Below are 21,484 nucleotides of genomic sequence, written 5' to 3'. Positions count from 1 at the left end.
TACCTAAAAGAGTAATGATTTTACTAATACAATTATTTTATTTGATGTAGAGATTACACTAAATACATATTAGAATGTTTAGACAATAATCTTTTAAAAAATATCATATTAACTATCTTGAAAAACTGAGATGAAAAATAATTGGCTAGACTACAAGCAGGAATGGTTAACATTAATAACTCAATCTGTATCATTTTTAAAAAAAACAGAATATCAATAGCTACATCATAAAAAACACATTAATATCATTAACAGTTGAATTAGAAGAGTATGAAGAGGAAGATTCGTGGAATGGTTATTTGCACAATTGGCCTTCAATAGCTGAATATTTAATTGAAAATGATGTTTTTGACCATGATTACATTCCATCATAGAAAAACAGAAAATAATTTTAATATAAATTATAAACCAAAATGTCAAGAGATTACACCAAGTACAAAGTAGAAGGTTTAGGTGAGAACCTAAATAAACGAAAACTAGTTTTTACCATCGTAAAAGACTATATAGAAAAAAACAAACCAAGTTTTGAAGACTTACAACAGGTATTTCCAGATGATGTTCAAGGATCAAAAGGCTTTATTCGGAAAGAGTCTGATGTAAAAAACCCAAAGCACTTCAATATGCGTGAACCAATTAAAATTAAGAATGGCGCACATGTGGTAGTTTCTAATCAGTGGGGAGAGAATATTAATGGTTTTATCGAGTCTGCTAACAAACTTAATTATCAAATTATGAGTAATCAAGTGCCTGCCAAACAAAATCAAGTTTTTGAACTCGCACTAGATACTAATTTTCCTACTTCATTGGTCAAACAATTAACAGATAATCGGAAGAATGAAGATTTTCTAACTTTAACTAATGATTTCTTTGAGAAGCAGTTGAGAACGAGCCATAAGTATTTTGGTCCGGCAAAGCTATTTGAAGCTCTTACCAACCGTTACTATGATAATGAAGCGGATGAGTTTGAGGCCTTTTTTAGTTATGAGATGGAAGATTATGAAGCTGCATTTCGAATCAATGAAGATGAATGGGAGTTAAAAGATTCTTTGAATGAGTCACCACTACTAGATCAAATATTAGATTTAGAAGGTCTTGAAGTCTCAGAGGTAAATAGCTTAGATTTTAAATTATATTATACTGCATATTTTAAATATGTGATAGAGCAATTAGCTTATTGTGAAGATTCAACCATGCTTGCTGAATTTATAGTAGCTCAAGCTTTAGGTTATTCTTTAAAAATTGAGGAAGAAGGATTTGAATACTCTGAAGATTGGCTTGTTGAGTTTATTGATAAACTACTTCTTAATTTTTACGGTATTGATGTTAATAATGAGGACTATCAAGGAGAGTTTAGTTCATATGGCCAATATTTTGGAGTAAGTTCAGATTTAGAAATTAACTATGAAAAAATTGCTCAAGAAATAATAGATAGCGTTATATAATGTAAATGGCAAGAGATTACACCAAGTACAACATAGAAGGTTTAGGTGAAGACCTAAACAAAAGACAATTAGTTTTTACCGTAGTAAAAGACTATGCAGAAAAAAATAACCCCAGTTTTGAAGACTTACAAAAAGCTTTTCCAGATGAAATACAAGGTTCAAAGGGAGTTGTTAAAAAAGAAGCCGAGGTTAGAGATCCTAAGCGATACAATGTTAAAGAACCACTTAAGATTAAAAATGGCGCTCATGTGGTGGTTTGTAATCAATGGGGAGAGAATATTAAAAGGTTTATAGATTATGCTACAAATCTTGGATATTCAATTGAAAAGTCAAGTATAACTAATAACAATAACAAAATGGCAAGAGATTACACCAAGATCAAGGTTGAAGATAACAATAAAGGCAATGACCTAGCATTGGTAGAAGCTGAAATAGTGCAGACTAATGAAAAATATACCCTGATTGTTTTTTTAGAACCTGTAAGAGGAGGGTTTAATGCCCAATATTACTTTTATGACATCAAAACTAAAGTATATGGTTCAAGCAGTTCACCTGAGGATTTTGAAGAGTTTACTGATGAAGATAATGAATTGACAGACCACAACTCATTAGAGGATTTTGGTTATGATTGGAATGAAATTTCAGAAAAGCTATTCAACATGCGGTCAGAATTTATTAAAAAGTACCTCAATGAGGCTTCTCAAGAAAATTTTCCTGATGAAGCTGCAATGCCTTTTGAAAAAAGAGATATGCTAAAAGAGGAAGTAATTACAGGACTTTTAGTATTTGAAGAGGGCGATAAAAGTATAGTGCCTGAGTTTTGAAATTATGGTAATTTTAGAAAACTATTTTATACTCATAGATAGACAATTGGTTTTTACCATCAAAAAAAAACTGGTCAGAAAAAACAACCTTAGTTTTGAAGACTTAAAAAAGTTTCCTGTCACACTAAAAAAAACTGATGATAATATTTCAACACAATTCGAAACCCTGTTATAAAAAAGCAGACGTTTCTTAAATATAAAATTTAAATAAAAAAAATTACTTATGACAACCGAATTTCATCAAAAAGAAGAATTTAATCAATGGTTAATTAAAAATTTAGGAATTTCAGAATCATCTGCAAAATCGTATTTAAGTTATGTTTCGGGTGCAAGCAAAACTATTGAAATTAAAAATATAAAATCTTATAGATTGTTCGACATACTTGATAGCAATATTTCATCGAGTAAATTAAAAACAAATGCTATTGATTTTATGATTCAACAACTTTCTATAAAAGATGCAGAAATGCGTTTTGGTCGTCCGCTTAAAACTTTGCAAAATTATAAAAGTGGTTTATATGCTTATTTAGAGTTCTTAATTGAAAACGATTATATTGTATCAGAAGAAGATCAGCAAACAGACCAGGAGTCTGATTTATTGGATAATATAAATTCTTTGCCTTACGAATTTAGCGAATCAGAATGTGCCTCAGAAGATATAATTTATGAATACTCAAAAAAAGACGTTTTTGCTAACTTTAAGTTAAGGATAAATACTCAAGACCGTACATATGATAATATTTATTACCCTATACGTTTTATTGTATCTTATTTTAACATTATTGGTAACAGAAAAGCATTTGAAGAATGGAACAATAAACTACTTGGAAATATTCATTTGTTTGTTGAAAATAAAAAAATTGAACTCAGCAAAATTGAGAAGCTGATTTTTAACAATTCTGCCAATGTATTTGTTAGCATAAAAGGAAAGAACTTTCAAATATTTACAAAGTTAACCGACAATGTTACGCTTGCACCTATGCAAATTTCAAACATTAAAGATATTGCAATAGACCACGAAACTTCATTATATGAAGTAATGAACAAAAATATTTCTAAATTGAATTGCTTTAACTTAATAACTACTGAAATAAAAAATCAAATTCTTAAAAATGAGAACAAATTCGAAAAATTAAAACTCAGCAAATATTCGCAATTAAGTCGTGTAAGTTCTCAAAAATATATTAGAGAGAATTATAGCAAAGATTTTATCAAATCAATCAATCCAGAAGATTTGCTAAAAGAATTATATTTGATTGCTTCTGAAACTAATTTACAACTAATGGACATCAAACAAAACATAAGTAAAGGAAAAAACTAAAATTAATGGCAAGAGATTACACCAAGTACAAAGTAGAAGGTTTAGGTGAGAACCTAAATAAACGAAAACTAGTTTTTACCATCGTAAAAGACTATATAGAAAAAAACAAACCAAGTTTTGAAGACTTACAACAGGTATTTCCAGATGATGTTCAAGGATCAAAAGGCTTTATTCGGAAAGAGTCTGATGTAAAAAACCCAAAGCACTTCAATATGCGTGAACCAATTAAAATTAAGAATGGCGCACATGTGGTAGTTTCTAATCAGTGGGGAGAGAATATTAATGATTTTATAGCTGCTAGTGAAAAATTGGGATATGTCACAATAGCAAATTCAGCTCAAATTAAAACAGATTTTAATGAAAATGAAGTAATCAATTCAGTTCGCGTTTTAATTAGAAACATGGAGAATTCTGAAGATGTAAATAATTGTTCTTACTTTGATTTGCCGGTAAGTACATTAAGTCTTGAATTTATAACACCTATCACCACTGAATATTTGACTACTATCAGTAATACTATTTTTAATGATTCTAAACATGTAGATGATATAAAAAGAATCACTTCTAAATATACATTAAATTATGATTGGGTACCACAGTTGTGGATTACGAAAATTAATGATGTGGATATTTCCATAGCACATAAATATTTTTTTGAAGATGATGATACTGCAAAGGAAGAACTAAGTAATATTTTCAAATTAAATGAATATGATTTAGATAATTTCTTTGAGTCAGATGGAGTGCATTCACTTGAAGGATTATAGCGATTTAAGATAAAAAATGGCAAGAGATTACTCTAAGTATACAGTAGAAGATTTAGGCGAAAACCTAAACAAACGACAATTAGTTTTTACCATCGTTAAAGACTGGGTAGAGAAAAACAATCCCAGTTTTGAAGACATACAAAAGGTGTTTCCTGATGAAGTACAAGGCTCGAAAGGCTTTATTCGGAAAGAGTCTGATGTAAAAGATCCTAAGCGTTTTAACATGCGTGAACCACTTAAAATTATGAATGGAGCTCATGTAGTGGTTTCTAATCAGTGGGGCTTCACGAATATCCAAAAATTCATCAAGTTAAGCATGAGTTTGGGATATGAAATTTCAACGCATACGCCTAATAGTGAGAAGGATGATCAAATGTCTCAAAAACCTGAGGCAAAACTATCGCTATGGCAAAAGATTATGAAAATGCTAGGTCTTGATCTAAGTGAAAAAGAATAGTTACAACCTATAAAAGCATAAAAATGAAGAGATATAAAAAAGACGTCAAAATAGAAGATTTTCTTGAAAATGGGGAGTACAGTTGCTTACCGATAACTTATCAGTCGAGTTATTTATTAATAAATACCATTTAGATGACTAAAACACAGGAGTTGTTGTTTTCAAAATCATTAACTTATGTAGAAGGTCTGCATAACAAACTCTTTGGGATACGCTACAGTAAAGATGACTTTGAGCAACACAATGCCTTTTACAGTTCTTGTGGTCTCGAAAAGAACATAGACCTTCTACCAATTTATGAAAAGGTTGAAGAGCTCACGATGCATGTGACGCAGGAAGTCGTTGATAAGGTTGAACGAGAAGCAAGTGAACTTGTCGAGGATTATTTGGCACATCATACATCTGTTTTTATAGTGGATAGTTTTGCTTATGCCTCCCTTTCGGAAGCTTTAAATCATGCTTTAACCGTTTATCATGTTGTGCACGAAAAGCGTATCGACAACAAATTATTTAAAGCCTACCCAAAATTAAAACGCATATTGTCAAAAAAAGAGAAAAGTGATAGTATCATAGATGGTAGGTATTATAACAATCATTTTTTTGCCATCAATCACTCTATATTTGAGCAGTTAGAAGTAAATTTTGAAATCGTAAAAACAACTGATAAAGCTTTTTGCATAAGCGCCATAAATTTTTTAAAGCAAGTTAATAGTTATAAAAACGGTGAACGAATAAGTAAAATTTCCTCAAATTGGACCCCTACCCGGAGTGGAAAAAAACGCTGGAGAGGCACTTGGCTTGATACGGTTGTAGAAGGAGAAAAAGATAAATCAACACACGGGTTTGACTGGATTTCAGATAATGAGGTCATCTATCAAAACACCTATGGTATTGGTTTATCAGGAGGAAGTAATACCTATTTGTATCATAAAGATGCACAAGGCAATTGGCAAAAGGAGAGAACACTCCAAAAGTTAATTCGTTAACAGATTTACCAAAGCTATTTGGAACTTAAGAGAAAACCTAAACAAAAATAAAAAGATGACAACAAATAAAACGTTTATAGAAACGGTCTCTAATTTCAACAGAGAACTTTTTCACAGTAAAGCAATAACTTGGTTATTGAATAAATATCCAGAGTTTCAAAGTGCTTTATTAGAGTCTATTTTAGGAAAAACCAAATTTAAAGAAGCGATATTTGTCCAAGCAATAGCTGAAATAAAACAAATAGACATTCTTGTAATCTATAAAATAAAAAATGAACTTAATTTTATACATATTGAAAACAAGATAAAGGCTTCAGAGTCTTTTAAAAAGAAGGATAAGCACACTCAAAATAGTAATAAGAAAACATTATCACAAACAGAATACTATTTCACAAGGTTATCAAGTGTTAGCTTTATTAATAGTTTATCGGATGCACTTTTGGATAGTAAATCGGACAAATCAAAAAACTATATTGATAAAATCAATATTGATTTAGGTGACATTAAAAGGTGGAAATTTACTTTTCTAAAGCCAAGTCATATTTTAAAAAAGAAATTGCCACATTTAAATAGTTGGAGAGAAGATGTTATTGAATCCCATAAGCTAAAAAACCCTTGGATTACAATGTCTTATGAGAATTTAGTAGTCGATAATTTACAGTATATCAAAAACCCATCGGCTTCAGCAAAAGAGTATATTTTATTTTTAACAGAAAAATTTACTTTAGGGAATCAAGGTTTAAACACATCTACTTATTTAAATCATTCTAATGTTCAAAAAGCTGTAAAAAATTCTTTTAAAATTATTGAAATTAGTGCACTTCAGGAATGGTTTTTATTGCTCGAACATGAGCTTAGTCAGGATAAAAGATTTCAGAAAGTTAGACCAGGTTTTAATTTAAAAAATACTGACCCATTAGATTTTGAAACAAATTTCGTTACCGATACTGGAAATAATGGAGGTTTCTTAATTCAAGCTAGTTTTTTAATACCAAACTTTCCATTTCCAAAAGCTAAGACAGCTAAGCAAAAAACTGCTAGAATAGGTTTGCAATATGAACACAATACAAACAGTGCGAAGATGAAATTCTATTTTGCCGCATATGATTATAATAATGTTAATATTTCAAAAAGTAGTAATTTTCGTAAGGATTATAACGAAAAGGTTGAAGTGTTTTTATCAGATAAGAATTTTCAAAATTTAAAAAGTAGTTTATGTTGGGACAATAAATTCAATGGATCTAGAGGTAAATCATTCTGTAGCCGTACTGTTAATATAGAGAAATACGGAAATTATGATGAACTAAAAAAATACTTTGTGAAGAATCTGAGTAATTTAACTAAAGATATTCAGGATCTAAAAGACGAAACCTGGAGAAGATTTATTAAAAATGGTAACAAGATGTAATTTACTTTTTATTTCACTAAAGTGAACTACAACTCGAAATATTGAAAAACGCTGGAGAGGAACCTTACTTGACACGATTGTAAAAGGAAAAAAAGGTAAATCAACACACGGTTTTGACTGGATTTCAGAAAATGAGGTCATCAATCAAAACACCTATGGTATTGGTTTATCTGGAGGAAGTGATACCTATTTGAATCATAAAGATGCACAAGGCAGCTGGCAAAAGGTAAAATGTCTCCAAAAGTTAATCCGCTAATATTATATGAACAAGCCTATTATTTACATAGATATGGATGGGGTTCTGGCTGATTTTAGCAAAGCTATTGCTAATATACCAGCAAAAGGCCTAGCTAAAAGTAACATTGAACCTGATAATATTCCTGGTATATTTGAGCACTTAGAACCTATAGTAGGTGCTATTGAAGCGGTAAAAAAACTCAACAACTCTGGTCAATATGAATTATTTATTTTAACCACTGCACCCTGGGATAATCCTAGCGCTTGGATGCATAAACGCTTATGGGTTGAGCGTTATTTTGGTGAGCTGTTTTATAAAAAAGTAATCATTACCCACCGTAAAGATTTGCTCAATGGCGACTATTTAATCGATGATCGAATAGCTAACGGCGCAGGAAATTTTAAGGGATCACACCTTCATTTTGGTTGGGATTATGTCAACGACAAATTTAATAAATACCCGAATTGGGAAGCCATTTTAGACTATTTTAAACTAAATGACTAATCCATCTGAAATAAATTTTAAGCCGCAATTATGAGATACTTAACTAAATCACGTTTTAAATTAGGCCTTGAATGCCCTAATAAATTGTTTTACACCAAGAAGGATGACTATGCCAATCAAAAAAACAATAATCCGTTTTTAGAAGCTTTAGCATCAGGGGGCTTTCAGGTAGAAGAATTAGCACGTATGCATTACCCAGGTGGTTATTTAGTTGATGATGATAATTCTCCTCATTATGATTATGAACAAAAAGTAACAGAAACGAATGACCAACTGCAAAAGGAGAATGTAGTGATTTATGAGGCTGCTTTTAAGTACAATAATTTATTTATTCGTGTTGATATTTTAGAGAAAAAAGGAAATCACATCAATTTAATTGAAGTAAAGGCCAAGTCATTTAAAGAAGGGGATAAGAAGAAGGATGTGAAATATAATGCTGATTGGAATTTGTATTTGTTTGATGTAGCTTTTCAAAAATACGTTATAGAAAAAGCACATCCGCAATTTAATGTCAAGCCCTACTTAATGCTAGCTGATCAAAATAAAACGGCATCTATAGATGGGCTAAATCAAATGTTCCGCATTAAAAAGAACAGCAATAGTAGAACCGGAATAGAAAAAAAGGCAGACCAATTAGCACAGCTAAACCTGCCAGAAGATTCGGTCTTATCTCTTAAAGATGTCTCTGAGATGATTACTAAAATTGAAACAGGAGAGCATCGCATTTTAGAAGACTATCAATTTGAAGATGCCATTGAAGTCTTATCTAAAACCTATCAAGACGACCGCTACTTTAGTTATCCTCTAAATTTTGGAAAATGTAAACATTGCGAGTTTAAAACCGATGCAGCCTCAAAGGATAAAAAATCAGGCTTTAAAGACTGTTTTCAAAAGCAATTAAACTGGAAAGAAGTAGATTTTAGAGCACCAAATGCTTTTGAGATCTCAAAGCTGCATCATACTAAACTTAAAGAATTCAATGAATTAAAGGCCCTAAAATTAGAAGATATAAATGATGAACAATTCCAACCAAAAAGTGAATCAAAACAGGTTTTGAATGGTTGGTCGCTTTATGAAAGGCAAATTTTGCAAAAACAAAAAGCATTAGACCCTGATAATTTCACTTTTGAAACTTTAGATCAAGAATTGAAAAGTGAAATGGCTTCTTGGATACCGCCTTATAATTTTATTGATTTTGAAGCTTCTACAGTGGCTCTTCCTTTTTATAAAGGTCAGCATCCTTATGAAAAAGTAGTGTTTCAGTTTTCTCACCATATTTACCATGAAGATGGACGTATAGAACACGCTACCGAATTTATTAATGTGAACCCAGGTGAGTTTCCTAATTTTGAGTTTGTAAGAGCACTAAAAGCAGCCTTAGAGCAAAATAACGGTTCTGTGTTTCAGTTTTCACCTTATGAAAATTCTACCCTAAATCAAGTCAAACGGCAATTAGAAGCTTCAACTGAGCCTGATAAAGAAAGCTTAATCAACTTTATAAAGACATTGACGACGCCACCAAAGGACAAGGATTACAAAGGCGAACTTTGGCAACCTGAAAGAGGTATGATTGATCTTTGTGAAGTAATCAAAGCTTATTATTACAACCCACATACCAAAGGGAGTAATTCCATAAAAGCTATTTTACCCGCTATTTTTAAAACTTCTGAATTCATTAAAGAAAAGTACAGTCAACCGATTGCAGACATCAATATGACGAGTGAGAATTTCCCGAGTAATCACCAATGGTTACGTCTAAAAGATGGCGAAATAGAAGACCCTTATAAGTCTTTGGATAAGCCTTTTAAAGAGTGGGATACTGATTTTGAGCGTAAAAGTGACATTGACGAAATTAATAATGGTGGAGCTGCTTTAACCGCATACGGGTTAACCCAATATACCGACATGAGCGATTTAGAAAGAGGTACGCTACGCAAAGCCCTGTTGAAGTATTGTGAGTTAGACACCCTAGCTATGGTGATGGTGTTTGAGCATTTGAAAGAACTAATAGAATAGATTAGGGATATGCCTTTAGATGCTAAAAAGTTAAAAGCCTTATTTGTAAAAAAGCAAAACCATTCGACTTTGGCTGGTCTTCTTATGGAATATGCGATCTTAAAGCGAAAGTTTGAAGAACCTGATGGGCAGTCATGGTATTTTAAACAAGGCATCAGCTCAAGAAAAAAGCGACTATCAAATTTAATAAAGCAATTCAATGCAATTAAAAGCACGTTTAATACCACAACGATAGATACTTTTTTAGAAAAAATAAATGAAAATAATTCAGTTTGTTTACACTACGAAAAAACGGGCATAAATACCATACAACAGATTCATTATTCAAAATTAAAATCTGAAAATGCGTTTTTACACGAGCTCATCGGTCTTAAAAGTAAAATGAATCAATTAAAAGAAATAGACCATTATCTCAGTCACCCCGAAGAATTTCTAACGATTATGGATTGAAGAATTGAAGTTTAGAATTAATACATTGTGTTGTGTAGATTAAAAATAACTAACTAAAATATAAAGCAATAAATTCAATTATTTGTCCTATTTGTAGTAAGGTGTCTAAGATTGATGAAGCAGGTTATGACGAGATATTAAAACAAGTCAGAGACACATTAGTTTGATAAAGAACTAAAAAAACGTTTAGCCTTAGTCGTAAAAGAAAACCCAGTTAAACTGGCTAAATCTAACTTAAAGAATTTATTCCAGCAACAGCTTTATTCGTCAGTTTATATTCAGGCATTCGAGTGTTTTTTCGCTTTTAGTGATTCGAGATGTTTTTTTGGGTCAAAATCGTGAGCAATTCCACTGTCAATTCCTTCTTGAATTGCGTTTTTCAAAGCAATTACTTTACTTTCTTCTTCTTCCAAAAGTCTTAACCCTGCACGAATAACTTCGCTAACGTTTTTAAATCTTCCTTTGCTAATACTACTTTGAACGAATTGGTCAAAATAATTTCCGAGTGATATTGATGTGTTTTTATTCATTTTGAAACTAATTTAATTCAAAAATACCAAAATTTGGTATAATTTGAAAATTTTCCCTCAAATTGCGCAGAAGTAATTATATCCAATCAAATATATTAATTTTTGATTATAATTTTTGGTATATAACAAGTTTTATCTTTGTTATTGAGGTTTTTTATGCCCTAAAAGTAGAGGTGTTTCAATCCACTTAAGAGCTACAATAAATCCCTTTTTTATTCATAAAAGAACCATCTTTTCTATTTAACTCTAAAGGTTTTCCATAAAAGTCTGTAGTTCCTAGGCCCAGTTCTTTAAAAATACACGCAGTGGCAGCATAATCCCAAATAGAACCCCCACCTTTTTCTTTTTTGGGAAGTTTTAAAAAGAGGGCTGGTGCATGTTCTGCTACTAAAATGGCATTTAACACAGCGCCAGCGCCAGCAATTTCTTTGTATGCTGAGAAGCCCAAAGTATTGATTTTATCATCTAAAACAGCTAGAATTTTACTTTTGTTGGGTGTATCTGCTAATTTTTTGTCAGTTACATAGGTCAAGTACTTGTTGTTAGCGGTTACTTTCCAAGGTTGTCCGTTTTTAAAAGCGCCTTTGTCTTTTGTAGCCGAATACAAATTTCCTGTATTTGGATCATAAACCACACCTATTTGTGGGGTTCCATTTTTATCAACCAAAGCAATTGCCACAGAAAAGCCTGGTGTTTTATTGATAAACGCCAAAGTACCATCCATTGGGTCTATACACCAGAAATAACCTTTCTCAAACCGGCTTCCATCATCTTGAGTTTCTTCAGAAAGTAATGCAATATCAAAATTCTTACAAGTGGGTTTTAGGTGTTTTAGAATCATTTTTTCGCAAGCAATATCTACTTTGGTAACCACTTGAGATGCATAGGTATTGCCACCTTCTTTATGCGCTACAATTACATCCTCACGCATTGCTTTCTTAATGATTTTTCCAGCAGCTAAAGCTGCTTTTATAGCAATGTTAGTAAGGTGTTGTATATCCATTTTATAAATTTTTAATCACTTGTTGGGTTATGCGTTCGCTGTAAGAATTAATTTTCCAATGTCCAGGACTCCATCCTTTTAAAAAACGATGAAAATCTGCCCAAGCTACATGATATAATGCACGCCATTCTTTTTCTAGAGCTTCGTTTTTATTACCTAATGCATTGTGCAAATATGTAAAATAGGTATCTAAAATTTTGTTTTCTAAGCGTTCACATTCTTTTTCTGGTAAACAACTTCCAATAAAATACGCAACATCTTTTATGCCACAACCACCGCCTACATACTGAAAATCTACTCCAGCTACTTTTCCATACTCAGAAAAGCAAAAGTTGGCTAATTTTGCATCTCCATGCACAAAGGTTTTGTATGTGCAATTATTCAACTTTTTATCAATTTTTGAAGCCGCATTTTTTAAAGAATTATCTTCTAAAGCTTGCAATTCTTGTGGTCTAGTTTTTAAATGCCAATAGGTGCCAATGTCCCAAATATTTTTTGGAACTTCACCCAGATAACTTGCGTGGAATTTTGCCAACCATTCTAGACATGCCTCAACTTCTTGCCAATTGACATTTTGTTTTCGCAACGAAAAACTAGCTGCGTTTAAATCTTCCAAAATAATGAACACTTCATCATCTTTTTGGGTAACTCCATAACATTTTGGCAAACGCGCTAAGCTTTTACTGCTATAATTTTGATACCAAAAAGTCTCTACTTGATACGATTTTAGTTTTCTTAAATGTCCAATTTCGCTACTCCACCCTTTGGGATGTGTATTTTGTTTAGGTAATTGTACGTTTTTAATCACCACACTTTTTATATCACCACCATGTAAAGTAATGCGTTTAATGTTGCCATAACCACTCCAAAGCGATTGAATAATCTCTTTTTCTTGTAAGGAAGTTGCTCCTGTTTTTTGTAGAATTATGGATTTGAAATGGTTGTTCATATAATATGTAATCTAGACCCTTCAGGTTTTTAAAACCTGAAGGGTCTTTTTCTAATTTATGCTAAAAATACTATTTTAAGTAGATTTATTAGGTTTGAAAATTGTAAGAATTTTATAAAAAGCTTTCAAAAAAAACCTATTGCTTTTTTTACATAGAATTGGCGCCTTTTTTTTGTTGAATAACGGATTTAAAATGGTTGTTGATATAATATGTAATTTAGACCTTTCAGGTTTTGAAAACCTAAGAGTCTTGCATAGCTTTATAGTATTTCGATAACTCCCTTAAACAAGATAATCATTTTAGGTTCTGCTTCACCAGCAATGGCAATAATTTCTGAAATATCTACAGGTTGTAAATTTTTTGGATCGCACTCATCTGTTAATACAGAAATTGCGGCACAAGGCAAATTGAGTTGTTTGGCAACAATAACTTCGGGTACAGTGCTCATGCCTACAGCATCGGTTTCTAAAATTTGCAGCATTCTGTATTCTGCCCTAGTTTCTAGTTGCGGTCCTAATACACTTACATAAACTCCTAAATGTAACTGAATGTTGTTTTGTTTTGCTACCTCTATCATTTTTGAATTGATCTTCTCAGAATAAGGCGCTAACATATCTGCAAAAATATTTCCAAAATCTTTGGCCTCTTTAAATGCTAAAGGTGATGCTCCTTGTAAATTAATATGATCTTCAATCAGCATTAAATCGCCTTTTTTATAATCTAAATTGATGGCACCAGCAGCGTTAGAGATTAGTAAATTTTGGATTCCTAAACCATGCATTGTTCTAATTCCGTAGGTTACCTTCCAAGCATTATAGCCTTCGTATAAATGAAAACGACCCGACATTACCACTACTTTTTTGCCAGATAATTCTCCGTAAATTAATTTACCTGAATGAAATTCAACAGTTGCTTGTGGAAAATGAGGAATATCTGCATATAAAATTTCTTTTTCAATAGCTATTTCATCCACCAACTTCCCTAAACCTGTACCTAAAACAATGCCTATTTCTGGGTTGGTAATTCCGTTTGTTTTTAAAAATTGAGTGGTTTCTTGCAGTTGTTGTTTTTTATTTATCATTACTTTAAAAAGATTTGAAATGCGGGGTGATGTTCTATATCTTCAAATACATCTACATCATTTAATTCTTTTAACAAAAATACTTTTTTATCATTTAAATCTGCTAACGTATCTTTTCTAACACTTTCTGTGCCCCATTTTTTGTTTTTAAAAATATTTTCTTGAAACGAATTCATGCCTAATAAATAATAGCCTCCATCTTTTGCAGGTCCAATTACAACATCGTTTTTATCTAACTTTTCAAAAGCATTTTCTATAATTTCTGATGTTAAATCATACAAATCACTTCCAATAATGAGTACTTTTTGGTAACCTGCATTAAATCCGTTTTGAAAGGCATTTTGCATTCGTATTCCTAAATCCTCCCCAAATTGTTGGTATTTTTGAAAGGTATTGGCATTCCAAATATCGTTTTCTCTAATTTTTACTGAATAGTACACAGCCTTGTCTGCACTTTTTACTTCAACAACAATGTTTTTAGTTTTTTCTAATAAAAATTTATAGATATCTAGAGCCGTTTTATCACCTACGGTTTTTGCCAAACGTGTTTTTGCTTTGCCCAATTCTGGGTTTCTGGTAAAAATCAGTAAAAGATTTCTCGACTGCGCTCGAAATGACATAAAGTTTGTAATTTTCAATTAGCAACATCCACCACCATCATAATGATAGGTACTTTCTGAAATAAAAATATCATCTCTACCTAAAGCAGCTAAAGCTCCTGCAGTTTTATCGCAAATGGCTAAGGGTTGATTTTTTAATAAAACATGACCTGCATTATCATCAAAATAATCTTCATTACCAAAATAAATGGCTGCTTTACCTGTAAAAATACAGGGGCCATCAGCAGGCATTGGATCTTTTATAGCAGCCACTTCTATTGATTCTATATAAATCAATTTGTTAGTTGGATAATTCTTTGGATCTAAAATACGGTATGGTTTTCTTGCTCTAATTTCAATAGTGCCAAAACCAGCATCGGTTAACGCTTTTACATAATCTGCAATGGATAAACTACCACTTAAACATAAAGCACGCAAGCGTTCGTCATTTCTTAATTCATCATTCATTTCCTGTTCGCAAGTAGGATCGCTCATTACCAATTTACCATGAGGCTTTAGCACTCGGTACATTTCTGCAATGGCTTTTTGTAAATCATCAGATTTAAAAATATTGAACAAACAGTTTTGAGCGGCAACATCAATAGAATTGTCTTCTACTGGTAAATTCATGGCATCTCCTTTGCGTAAATCTACAAAGTTGCTTTTAAACCAATTGTTTTGTTCTTCTGCGATTTTAAAGTTTTTACGAGACGCTTCTAGCATTTCATCCACCACATCTAAACCAATAACCCCCCCTTTATTTCTGTTGAAGTAAGCAAATTGCAATAGCTCCATTCCACCACCAACACCCACATATAACATTTTTGGATTGTTGGTTAAATCTCTTGCATGCACAGTAGAACCACAACCGTAATTCATTTCTTGCATAATTCTAGGAATTTTTAATCCTGGTAATTCCCAAATAGGATTGGTGGTACAGCATAAACCAACATCTGGTGTTAAGGCTGCTTCTTTATAAACGTCTTTGGTGGTTTCTAAATAACTCATTTTAAATTTTTATTTTTTACAATTGACTATAGTCAATTGCAATTTATTTTTTCAAACTTGCTGAATTTCTTCTTTTTTCTGGAAATATCTCGAAGAAAATGAGGCTTTACGCAACAGTTCCTTGACAGCTACTACCTGCACCAGCTGTACAACCATAACAATGTTGGTTGATAATGATATTTCTGTTTTGTAGCAATTCTTCGTTGTAATTGGCAATATGTTTTACTTTACTAGCTACTTTTAAATTTAGCATCTGATTAAAATCGCAATCATACAACCAACCATCCCAACTTACAGAAATGGTATTGGTACACATTACATTTTCTACAGCTGCAGGATTGTAAGCATCAACCAAAGCATACATGTAATCTTCGTAATTTTCTGATGCAATGAGATAATCTAAAAATCTACTGATTGGTAAATTGGTAATGGCAAATAAATTATGAAAATCGATATTAAAATCTTCCTTTAAGGCCTTTTTAAAATCACGCTCTAAGCCCATTTGATCTCCAGGTAAAAATGCTCCTGAAGGATTATAGACTAAATCTAATTTTAAACTAGAACCTTCTATTCCATACCCTACAGCATTCAATTCTCGTAAAGCTTTAATCGATTTATCGAAAACACCCTCACCACGCTGTTTGTCGGTTTTTCCTCGTGTCCAGTGTGGCATAGAAGAAACAACATGAATGTTGTATTTTTTAAAGAATTGGGGTAAATCGTAATATTTTTTGTTAGCTCTAATAATGGTTAAATTAGAACGCACAATAAAATCTTTAATTCCTGCTTTTGATGCTTCTTCTACAAACCATTTGAAATTTGGGTTCATTTCTGGCGCACCACCAGTTAAATCTAAGGTATGAGCTTCTGTTTTTTTGATGACCTCCAAACATTGCTGCATGGTTTCTATAGTCATGATTTCTTTACGATCTGGGCCTGCATCTACATGACAATGCTCACAAACCTGATTACACATATAGCCCAAATTTATTTGTAAAACCTCTAACTTTTTAGGACGGAGTGGAAATTGATTGGTTGTTGAAATTTTAGCTGCAAATGTGGGTAATTCTCCATCTGCAAAAATACCTTTTGACAGAATTTCTAGTTGACGAGAAGTATTTGCGATGTCGTTATTTCTTGCTTTTAATGATTTTTTCATTTAATTACGAATGTAGAATTATGAATTACGAAAAGAGTATTTTAACTCATAAATCGTACTTTAAAATTCATAATTAGTTATCCATCAATTTTATTTACCTTATTCATCATTTGAACACCATGTACTAAAGTTGCACCGCTTTTTATAGCAGCACCAACATGAATGGCTTCCATCATTTGTTCTTTAGTAACGCCTCTTTGTAACGTGTCTTTTGTATAAGCATCAATACAATAAGGACATTGTTCTGTATGGGCCACAGCTAAGGCAATTAGACTTTTTTCACGAGCGGTTAATGCGCCTTCTTCAAAGACTTTTCCATAATAATCAAAGAATTTGTTTCCAAGTTCTTCACTCCATTCAGTTATATTACCGAACTTTCTTAAATCGGTTGCGTCATAATATGATTTTGACATAAATTGATTTTAATTTTAAAATTGAAAGATACAATTTGTTTTTAATAATTTTTGTTAAAAAGAGTCGTTTAGTTACCGTTTAAAGACCAGTCGTATTTCTTATAACTAATTTTTGCGTTAGACTTAATTTTTGTATTTGAATATATATTTAAGTAATCTATTATAGTACCGTTTTTGGTAAAATCACTTTTAAACCAATTAAATATTTCTGAAATTTGAACTTTCTTTTTATCTATTTTGTTTCTAGATGAGTCATTGATAAAAGCCTTCATCAATTTGGTTAATTTAGTTTCTACATTATTTTCTGTAAAAGCGATATTTAATAACTTAGGACAAGAAACGGAGGCGCAATTAAGGCCCACATGAATTTTTGGATCGAATAATTTTTCACGTAGAATTTCATGTTCAATGTAGTCTAAAGTATAAATTCTGCTACCTACTTTTGCATAAGGAATTTTCCAGGCTGTTTTGCTATCCTTTTTAATGTCTAAAATACTTTTTAGTGGATAGTTTTCTAAGATTAATTTTATCGTATAAGCGTTATAAGCATTAATCCAAAATGCTTTTTGTTTATTTTCTGACCAAGAGATTTTAGGTGTTGTTTTTTCTAAATAAGAGAGGTAAGTGTCTAATTTTGAATAATCTGATTTAAAAGATTTATAATCTACAATTCCGTCATCAGAAACATGAGCTTGTAGTAAGTTGTTAAAAATTGATGTTTGTGCATTGTTTTGTAGGTATACAAAAAGTATCACAAAAAGTAAACTTATTTTTTTCATCTTTAATCGTATTTCTGAGGGTTTAGACGCAATATTTTTTTTAATAATTAGAAAAATTTCTCTAAATTTTACACACTCATTTCATTTACGTCTTGAACCTTTTCAATGAGAACTTTATCATCAATTTCTTCATTGATTGCTAAGTTGAATCTTTTTCGAAAAGCATTAACAACCAAATATAAAATTGGGGTGTCTAAAGCTGCAATTAGTATTTTAAAAATAAAACCACTTAGTAAAAGGCCTAAAAAGTTTTTCCAATCGATAATGCCGAATAAACATAATAAGACTAAAACGGTTAGAGTGTCAATGATTTGAGAAGAAAAGGTTGAGAAATTATTACGCAACCACAAGTGTTTTCCTTTCGTTAATTGTTTCCAAAAATGATAAATTCTAATATCTATAAATTGGGCAAACAAATACGCCATCATCGAAGCGAAAACTGCTAAAGGGGCTGCACCAAACACATTGACAAAAATACTGTTATTTACAGGAGACCAAGATGTAGCTGGTACTTCTTTAGAAACATAGATAATGATTAGCGAGAAAAAGGAAGCAAAAATTCCTGCAATAACCACCTCATTTGCTTTTCGTTTTCCATAAATTTCTGATAAAATATCGGTAATTAAAAACGTAATTGGATAAGGTAAAAGTCCTGCAGAAACTTCAAAAAGTTTTGTATCGAAAACTTGAATATCAAAAGGATACCAATAAAAGAATTTTTGGAATATTAAGTTAGAGGTTACTAAAGAGGCTATAAAAAGAGCAGCAAGAATTAGGTAAATTCTATTTGCAAGTTGTTTGTCTTTATATGTCATAAAACGAAGTTACGAATTTTGTTAGAAGTTAGAAGTTTGTTGGTAAAATATATAACGAAAAGCAGGAATCAGCTTCTAATAAAAATGATTATTTTTGTCGCTATTAAACAGTTTAACAACTTAACGATTACATATTATTATGAAAGCATATATTTTTCCAGGTCAAGGAGCGCAATTTACAGGAATGGGATTGGATTTATACGAAAAGTCACCATTAGCGAAAGAATACTTTGAAAAAGCAAATGATATTTTAGGGTTTAAAATAACAGACATTATGTTTGAAGGAACTGCAGAGCAGTTAAAAGAGACTAAGGTTACACAACCTGCTATCTTTTTGCATTCGGTGATTTTAGCAAAAGTATTAGGTGATGCTTTTCAGCCAGAAATGGTTGCAGGGCATTCTTTAGGAGAATTATCTGCTTTGGTTGCAAATGGAGTATTAACTTTTGAAGACGGTTTACAATTGGTTTCTAAAAGAGCTTTAGCAATGCAGAAAGCTTGTGATATGCAAGAGTCTACTATGGCAGCAGTTTTAGGATTAGATGACAATGTTGTTGAAGAGACTTGTGCTGAAATTGATGGAGTAGTAGTGGCTGCAAATTACAATTGCCCAGGACAATTGGTAATTTCTGGAGAAATAAAAGCGGTAGAAAAAGCGTGTGAGGTATTGACAGAAAAAGGAGCTAGAAGAGCTTTGTTATTACCTGTTGGAGGTGCATTTCATTCTCCAATGATGGAGCCTGCAAGAGAAGAATTAGCAGCAGCTATAGAAGCAACCGATTTTGGTGAGCCAACTTGTGCTGTGTATCAAAATGTTGTAGCAAAAGCGGTTACAAATCCTAATGAGATTAAAGAAAATTTAATTGCGCAATTAACAGCTCCTGTAAAATGGACTCAATGTGTTCAAGCAATGATTGCTGATGGTGGAACTGAGTTTATAGAAGTTGGGCCAGGAAAAGTTTTACAAGGTTTAATGCGTAAAATTGATAGAAGTGTTGCTGCTAGTGGAGCAAGTTTTGAGTAAATTATATATTCAATTTTTTAAAAAAGCCTCAATTTTATTTTAAAATTGAGGCTTTTTTAAATTTATTTTGCTAAAACGCAATCTTCACAATCTTTTATTTTATCATAATAAGTTTCTCTGTATTTGTGTAATGTTTTTAGATTGATAAGGTTAAAAAGCGTCATTTTTATATAGGTTACTTTAGTATTTAAAGTACCCATTTTAATTGTGTGACGTTGTTCTAACCTGGTCTCTCTTTTAATTTTAATCAATTTCATTGAGTTCATTTATCATTAATAATACAAATAACAAAATTACTTGTAATGATAAGTAATGTCAATAAATAGGACGTAAAATATTGAAAATCAGATAAAAAATACAGATATGAAAAAAAGCACCGTTTATTTTTGTAAATATGTTAATAGATAGTTGGTTTTCTTAAAAATAAAAGCTACAAAAAAGTGAATTTTTAGCAAAAAACACTAAAAATTCATTAAAAATCACGAAAAATATCACTAAAAAACCTCCTTTTTGCTTAAAATTAAGTTTCTTTTATAATCGTCTAACCTACAAAATTAATGATGGTTTTTGTAATGAACTCCAATTGTTCATTCTCTAACTCTGTATGCATTGGTAAAGAAATTACCGTTTCTATTAATTGATTTGTAACTGGAAAATCACTTTCGTTATAACGTTTGTCTGTATACGCTTTTTGTGCGTGTAATGCTACAGGATAATAAATAGCGTTTGGAATGCCTTTGTCTAATAAATGTTTATGCAAAGCATCTCTTTTACCATTGGTAATTTGTAAGGTATATTGATGGAATACATGACAATCACAAACATCACAAATTTGATTACAATGGTTTGTTGCATTCGACTTTGCCGTTGGTGTTATGATATTTGAATTTTCTGCAAAAGCGTTATTATAAAAGCGAGCAGCATTTCTTCTAGCATTACAATACTCATTTAAGTTAGGTAACTTTGCTTTTAAAACTCCAGCTTGTATAGAGTCTAATCTAGAGTTTACGCCAACTACATCATGATAATATCTGGTGTACATTCCATGATTTACAATACCTCTAATAGTATGAGCTAGTTTATCATCATTGGTAAAAATGGCACCTCCATCACCGTAACAACCTAAGTTTTTAGACGGAAAAAACGAAGTTGTACCTACATTACCAATAGTACCTGCTTTTTGTTTTTTACCATTTTTAAAAGTATAATTGGCCCCAATTGCTTGAGCATTGTCTTCTATAACGTATAAATTATGTTCTTTGGCAATTTCCATAATGGCATCCATATTGGCAACTTGACCAAATAAATGTACAGGTACAATAGCTTTTGTTTTAGGTGTAATTGCTTTTTTTAATGCATCAATATCAATATTAAAAGTCTTAGCATCTACATCTACTAAAACGGGTGTTAATTTTAATAATGCAATTACTTCTACCGTAGCTGCAAATGTAAAATCTGCAGTAATTACTTCGTCACCTTGTTCTAAACCTAAACCCATCATTGCAATTTGTAATGCATCTGTACCATTTGCACAAGGTATTACATGTTTTACATCTAAATATTTTTCTAAATCTTTTTGAAATTCGTGTACTAAAGGTCCGTTTATGTATGCAGATGTACTTAAAACTTGTTCTATAGAATTGTTTACATCTTCTTTAATTTTTGCATATTGACCTTGTAGGTCTACCATTTGAATTTTTTTCATAAAGT

General features: G+C 31.5%; 23 protein-coding genes. 11 read left to right on the top strand and 12 right to left on the bottom strand.

Features of this window, described 5'->3' with window-relative positions; genetic code table 11:
• The first annotated feature begins 413 nt into the window (after window positions 1-413).
• The 10 genes from Q0662_RS05845 to Q0662_RS05800 all read left to right on the top strand — a co-directional run bounded on the left by Q0662_RS05845 (window position 414) and on the right by Q0662_RS05800 (window position 10,413).
• A complete protein-coding gene (locus tag Q0662_RS05845; RefSeq protein ID WP_298948016.1) occupies window positions 414-1,442 on the top strand; it encodes a hypothetical protein in 1,029 nt (342 codons plus the stop codon).
• 5 nt (window positions 1,443-1,447) lie between these two features.
• Entirely contained in the window at window positions 1,448-2,266 is an 819-nt protein-coding gene (locus Q0662_RS05840) for a hypothetical protein (RefSeq protein WP_298948015.1), read from the top strand.
• A gap of 223 nt (window positions 2,267-2,489) precedes the next feature.
• On the top strand, window positions 2,490-3,587 hold the full coding sequence (locus Q0662_RS05835; RefSeq protein WP_298948013.1) for a hypothetical protein: 1,098 nt from the start codon (window positions 2,490-2,492) through the stop codon (window positions 3,585-3,587).
• A gap of 5 nt (window positions 3,588-3,592) precedes the next feature.
• Window positions 3,593-4,354, top strand: coding sequence for a hypothetical protein (locus tag Q0662_RS05830; protein WP_298948012.1), 762 nt, complete (start codon window positions 3,593-3,595; stop codon window positions 4,352-4,354).
• A gap of 16 nt (window positions 4,355-4,370) precedes the next feature.
• Entirely contained in the window at window positions 4,371-4,811 is a 441-nt protein-coding gene (locus tag Q0662_RS05825; protein WP_298948011.1) for a hypothetical protein, read from the top strand.
• A gap of 134 nt (window positions 4,812-4,945) precedes the next feature.
• Window positions 4,946-5,797, top strand: coding sequence for a hypothetical protein (locus Q0662_RS05820; protein ID WP_298948010.1), 852 nt, complete (start codon window positions 4,946-4,948; stop codon window positions 5,795-5,797).
• A 55-nt stretch (window positions 5,798-5,852) separates the two neighbouring features.
• The gene (locus Q0662_RS05815) at window positions 5,853-7,205 is read left to right on the top strand and encodes a hypothetical protein (RefSeq protein ID WP_298948009.1); all 1,353 of its coding nucleotides are present in this window, start codon (window positions 5,853-5,855) and stop codon (window positions 7,203-7,205) included.
• A gap of 262 nt (window positions 7,206-7,467) precedes the next feature.
• Window positions 7,468-7,947 (top strand): hypothetical protein, encoded by a 480-nt coding sequence (locus tag Q0662_RS05810; protein ID WP_298948008.1) that lies wholly within the window; start codon window positions 7,468-7,470, stop codon window positions 7,945-7,947.
• Between the two features lie 30 nt (window positions 7,948-7,977).
• Window positions 7,978-9,963, top strand: a complete 1,986-nt coding sequence (locus Q0662_RS05805; protein WP_298948007.1) for a DUF2779 domain-containing protein — start codon at window positions 7,978-7,980, stop codon at window positions 9,961-9,963.
• Between the two features lie 9 nt (window positions 9,964-9,972).
• Window positions 9,973-10,413, top strand: a complete 441-nt coding sequence (locus tag Q0662_RS05800; protein ID WP_298948006.1) for a hypothetical protein — start codon at window positions 9,973-9,975, stop codon at window positions 10,411-10,413.
• A 278-nt stretch (window positions 10,414-10,691) separates the two neighbouring features.
• Here Q0662_RS05800 and Q0662_RS05795 read toward each other — a convergent pair whose 3' ends face one another.
• The 10 genes from Q0662_RS05795 to Q0662_RS05750 form a co-directional block, all read right to left on the bottom strand.
• Complete coding sequence (locus Q0662_RS05795) at window positions 10,692-10,943, bottom strand: type II toxin-antitoxin system ParD family antitoxin (RefSeq protein ID WP_298948005.1); 252 nt, start codon at window positions 10,941-10,943, stop codon at window positions 10,692-10,694.
• A 187-nt stretch (window positions 10,944-11,130) separates the two neighbouring features.
• On the bottom strand, window positions 11,131-11,946 hold the full coding sequence (locus Q0662_RS05790) for an inositol monophosphatase family protein (protein ID WP_298948004.1): 816 nt from the start codon (window positions 11,944-11,946) through the stop codon (window positions 11,131-11,133).
• A 1-nt stretch (window position 11,947) separates the two neighbouring features.
• Window positions 11,948-12,895 carry an oxidoreductase family protein gene (locus Q0662_RS05785; RefSeq protein WP_298948002.1) on the bottom strand — a complete coding sequence of 316 codons (948 nt, stop codon included), beginning with the start codon at window positions 12,893-12,895 and terminating at the stop codon, window positions 11,948-11,950.
• 260 nt (window positions 12,896-13,155) lie between these two features.
• A complete protein-coding gene (locus tag Q0662_RS05780; protein ID WP_298948001.1) occupies window positions 13,156-13,977 on the bottom strand; it encodes a purine-nucleoside phosphorylase in 822 nt (273 codons plus the stop codon).
• Window positions 13,977-14,597 carry a TIGR04282 family arsenosugar biosynthesis glycosyltransferase gene (locus Q0662_RS05775; protein ID WP_298948000.1) on the bottom strand — a complete coding sequence of 207 codons (621 nt, stop codon included), beginning with the start codon at window positions 14,595-14,597 and terminating at the stop codon, window positions 13,977-13,979. Before Q0662_RS05775 ends, Q0662_RS05780 begins: the two co-directional genes overlap by 1 nt.
• Window positions 14,598-14,615: 18 nt before the next feature.
• On the bottom strand, window positions 14,616-15,584 hold the full coding sequence (gene arsM / locus Q0662_RS05770; RefSeq protein ID WP_298947999.1) for an arsenosugar biosynthesis arsenite methyltransferase ArsM: 969 nt from the start codon (window positions 15,582-15,584) through the stop codon (window positions 14,616-14,618).
• Between the two features lie 106 nt (window positions 15,585-15,690).
• Window positions 15,691-16,743 carry an arsenosugar biosynthesis radical SAM (seleno)protein ArsS gene (gene arsS, locus Q0662_RS05765; protein ID WP_298947998.1) on the bottom strand — a complete coding sequence of 351 codons (1,053 nt, stop codon included), beginning with the start codon at window positions 16,741-16,743 and terminating at the stop codon, window positions 15,691-15,693.
• Between the two features lie 77 nt (window positions 16,744-16,820).
• Complete coding sequence (locus Q0662_RS05760; protein ID WP_298947997.1) at window positions 16,821-17,156, bottom strand: arsenosugar biosynthesis-associated peroxidase-like protein; 336 nt, start codon at window positions 17,154-17,156, stop codon at window positions 16,821-16,823.
• Between the two features lie 68 nt (window positions 17,157-17,224).
• A complete protein-coding gene (locus tag Q0662_RS05755) occupies window positions 17,225-17,935 on the bottom strand; it encodes a DUF547 domain-containing protein (protein ID WP_298947996.1) in 711 nt (236 codons plus the stop codon).
• Window positions 17,936-18,003: 68 nt separating this feature from the next.
• Entirely contained in the window at window positions 18,004-18,750 is a 747-nt protein-coding gene (locus tag Q0662_RS05750; RefSeq protein ID WP_298947995.1) for a queuosine precursor transporter, read from the bottom strand.
• A gap of 139 nt (window positions 18,751-18,889) precedes the next feature.
• On the opposite strand from Q0662_RS05750, the gene fabD reads away from it, so the two are divergent.
• Window positions 18,890-19,774 carry an ACP S-malonyltransferase gene (fabD, locus tag Q0662_RS05745; RefSeq protein WP_298947994.1) on the top strand — a complete coding sequence of 295 codons (885 nt, stop codon included), beginning with the start codon at window positions 18,890-18,892 and terminating at the stop codon, window positions 19,772-19,774.
• 62 nt (window positions 19,775-19,836) lie between these two features.
• Here fabD and Q0662_RS05740 read toward each other — a convergent pair whose 3' ends face one another.
• Both Q0662_RS05740 and Q0662_RS05735 read right to left on the bottom strand, forming a co-directional pair.
• Window positions 19,837-20,031 (bottom strand): hypothetical protein, encoded by a 195-nt coding sequence (locus Q0662_RS05740; protein ID WP_298947993.1) that lies wholly within the window; start codon window positions 20,029-20,031, stop codon window positions 19,837-19,839.
• A 284-nt stretch (window positions 20,032-20,315) separates the two neighbouring features.
• Window positions 20,316-21,479 carry a DegT/DnrJ/EryC1/StrS aminotransferase family protein gene (locus Q0662_RS05735; protein WP_298947992.1) on the bottom strand — a complete coding sequence of 388 codons (1,164 nt, stop codon included), beginning with the start codon at window positions 21,477-21,479 and terminating at the stop codon, window positions 20,316-20,318.
• Window positions 21,480-21,484: the final 5 nt, after the last annotated feature.

The sequence above is a fragment of the uncultured Polaribacter sp. genome (assembly GCF_947503855.1).
Lineage (GTDB): Bacteria > Bacteroidota > Bacteroidia > Flavobacteriales > Flavobacteriaceae > Polaribacter.
Note: the sequence above shows the minus strand (reverse complement) of the source record. Positions and strands in the feature narration are given on the sequence as shown.

Excerpts from the sequence above, each read along its gene's own strand:
- Q0662_RS05845 (WP_298948016.1), top strand. The coding sequence starts at position 414 with ATGTCAAGAGATTACACCAAGTACAAAGTAGAAGGTTTAGGTGAGAAC.
- Q0662_RS05840 (WP_298948015.1), top strand. The coding sequence starts at position 1,448 with ATGGCAAGAGATTACACCAAGTACAACATAGAAGGTTTAGGTGAAGAC.
- Q0662_RS05835 (WP_298948013.1), top strand. The coding sequence starts at position 2,490 with ATGACAACCGAATTTCATCAAAAAGAAGAATTTAATCAATGGTTAATT.
- Q0662_RS05830 (WP_298948012.1), top strand. The coding sequence starts at position 3,593 with ATGGCAAGAGATTACACCAAGTACAAAGTAGAAGGTTTAGGTGAGAAC.
- Q0662_RS05825 (WP_298948011.1), top strand. The coding sequence starts at position 4,371 with ATGGCAAGAGATTACTCTAAGTATACAGTAGAAGATTTAGGCGAAAAC.
- Q0662_RS05820 (WP_298948010.1), top strand. The coding sequence starts at position 4,946 with ATGACTAAAACACAGGAGTTGTTGTTTTCAAAATCATTAACTTATGTA.
- Q0662_RS05815 (WP_298948009.1), top strand. The coding sequence starts at position 5,853 with ATGACAACAAATAAAACGTTTATAGAAACGGTCTCTAATTTCAACAGA.
- Q0662_RS05810 (WP_298948008.1), top strand. The coding sequence starts at position 7,468 with ATGAACAAGCCTATTATTTACATAGATATGGATGGGGTTCTGGCTGAT.
- Q0662_RS05805 (WP_298948007.1), top strand. The coding sequence starts at position 7,978 with ATGAGATACTTAACTAAATCACGTTTTAAATTAGGCCTTGAATGCCCT.
- Q0662_RS05800 (WP_298948006.1), top strand. The coding sequence starts at position 9,973 with ATGCCTTTAGATGCTAAAAAGTTAAAAGCCTTATTTGTAAAAAAGCAA.
- Q0662_RS05795 (WP_298948005.1), bottom strand. The coding sequence starts at position 10,943 with ATGAATAAAAACACATCAATATCACTCGGAAATTATTTTGACCAATTC.
- Q0662_RS05790 (WP_298948004.1), bottom strand. The coding sequence starts at position 11,946 with ATGGATATACAACACCTTACTAACATTGCTATAAAAGCAGCTTTAGCT.
- Q0662_RS05785 (WP_298948002.1), bottom strand. The coding sequence starts at position 12,895 with ATGAACAACCATTTCAAATCCATAATTCTACAAAAAACAGGAGCAACT.
- Q0662_RS05780 (WP_298948001.1), bottom strand. The coding sequence starts at position 13,977 with ATGATAAATAAAAAACAACAACTGCAAGAAACCACTCAATTTTTAAAA.
- Q0662_RS05775 (WP_298948000.1), bottom strand. The coding sequence starts at position 14,597 with ATGTCATTTCGAGCGCAGTCGAGAAATCTTTTACTGATTTTTACCAGA.
- arsM (WP_298947999.1), bottom strand. The coding sequence starts at position 15,584 with ATGAGTTATTTAGAAACCACCAAAGACGTTTATAAAGAAGCAGCCTTA.
- arsS (WP_298947998.1), bottom strand. The coding sequence starts at position 16,743 with ATGAAAAAATCATTAAAAGCAAGAAATAACGACATCGCAAATACTTCT.
- Q0662_RS05760 (WP_298947997.1), bottom strand. The coding sequence starts at position 17,156 with ATGTCAAAATCATATTATGACGCAACCGATTTAAGAAAGTTCGGTAAT.
- Q0662_RS05755 (WP_298947996.1), bottom strand. The coding sequence starts at position 17,935 with ATGAAAAAAATAAGTTTACTTTTTGTGATACTTTTTGTATACCTACAA.
- Q0662_RS05750 (WP_298947995.1), bottom strand. The coding sequence starts at position 18,750 with ATGACATATAAAGACAAACAACTTGCAAATAGAATTTACCTAATTCTT.
- fabD (WP_298947994.1), top strand. The coding sequence starts at position 18,890 with ATGAAAGCATATATTTTTCCAGGTCAAGGAGCGCAATTTACAGGAATG.
- Q0662_RS05740 (WP_298947993.1), bottom strand. The coding sequence starts at position 20,031 with ATGAAATTGATTAAAATTAAAAGAGAGACCAGGTTAGAACAACGTCAC.
- Q0662_RS05735 (WP_298947992.1), bottom strand. The coding sequence starts at position 21,479 with ATGAAAAAAATTCAAATGGTAGACCTACAAGGTCAATATGCAAAAATT.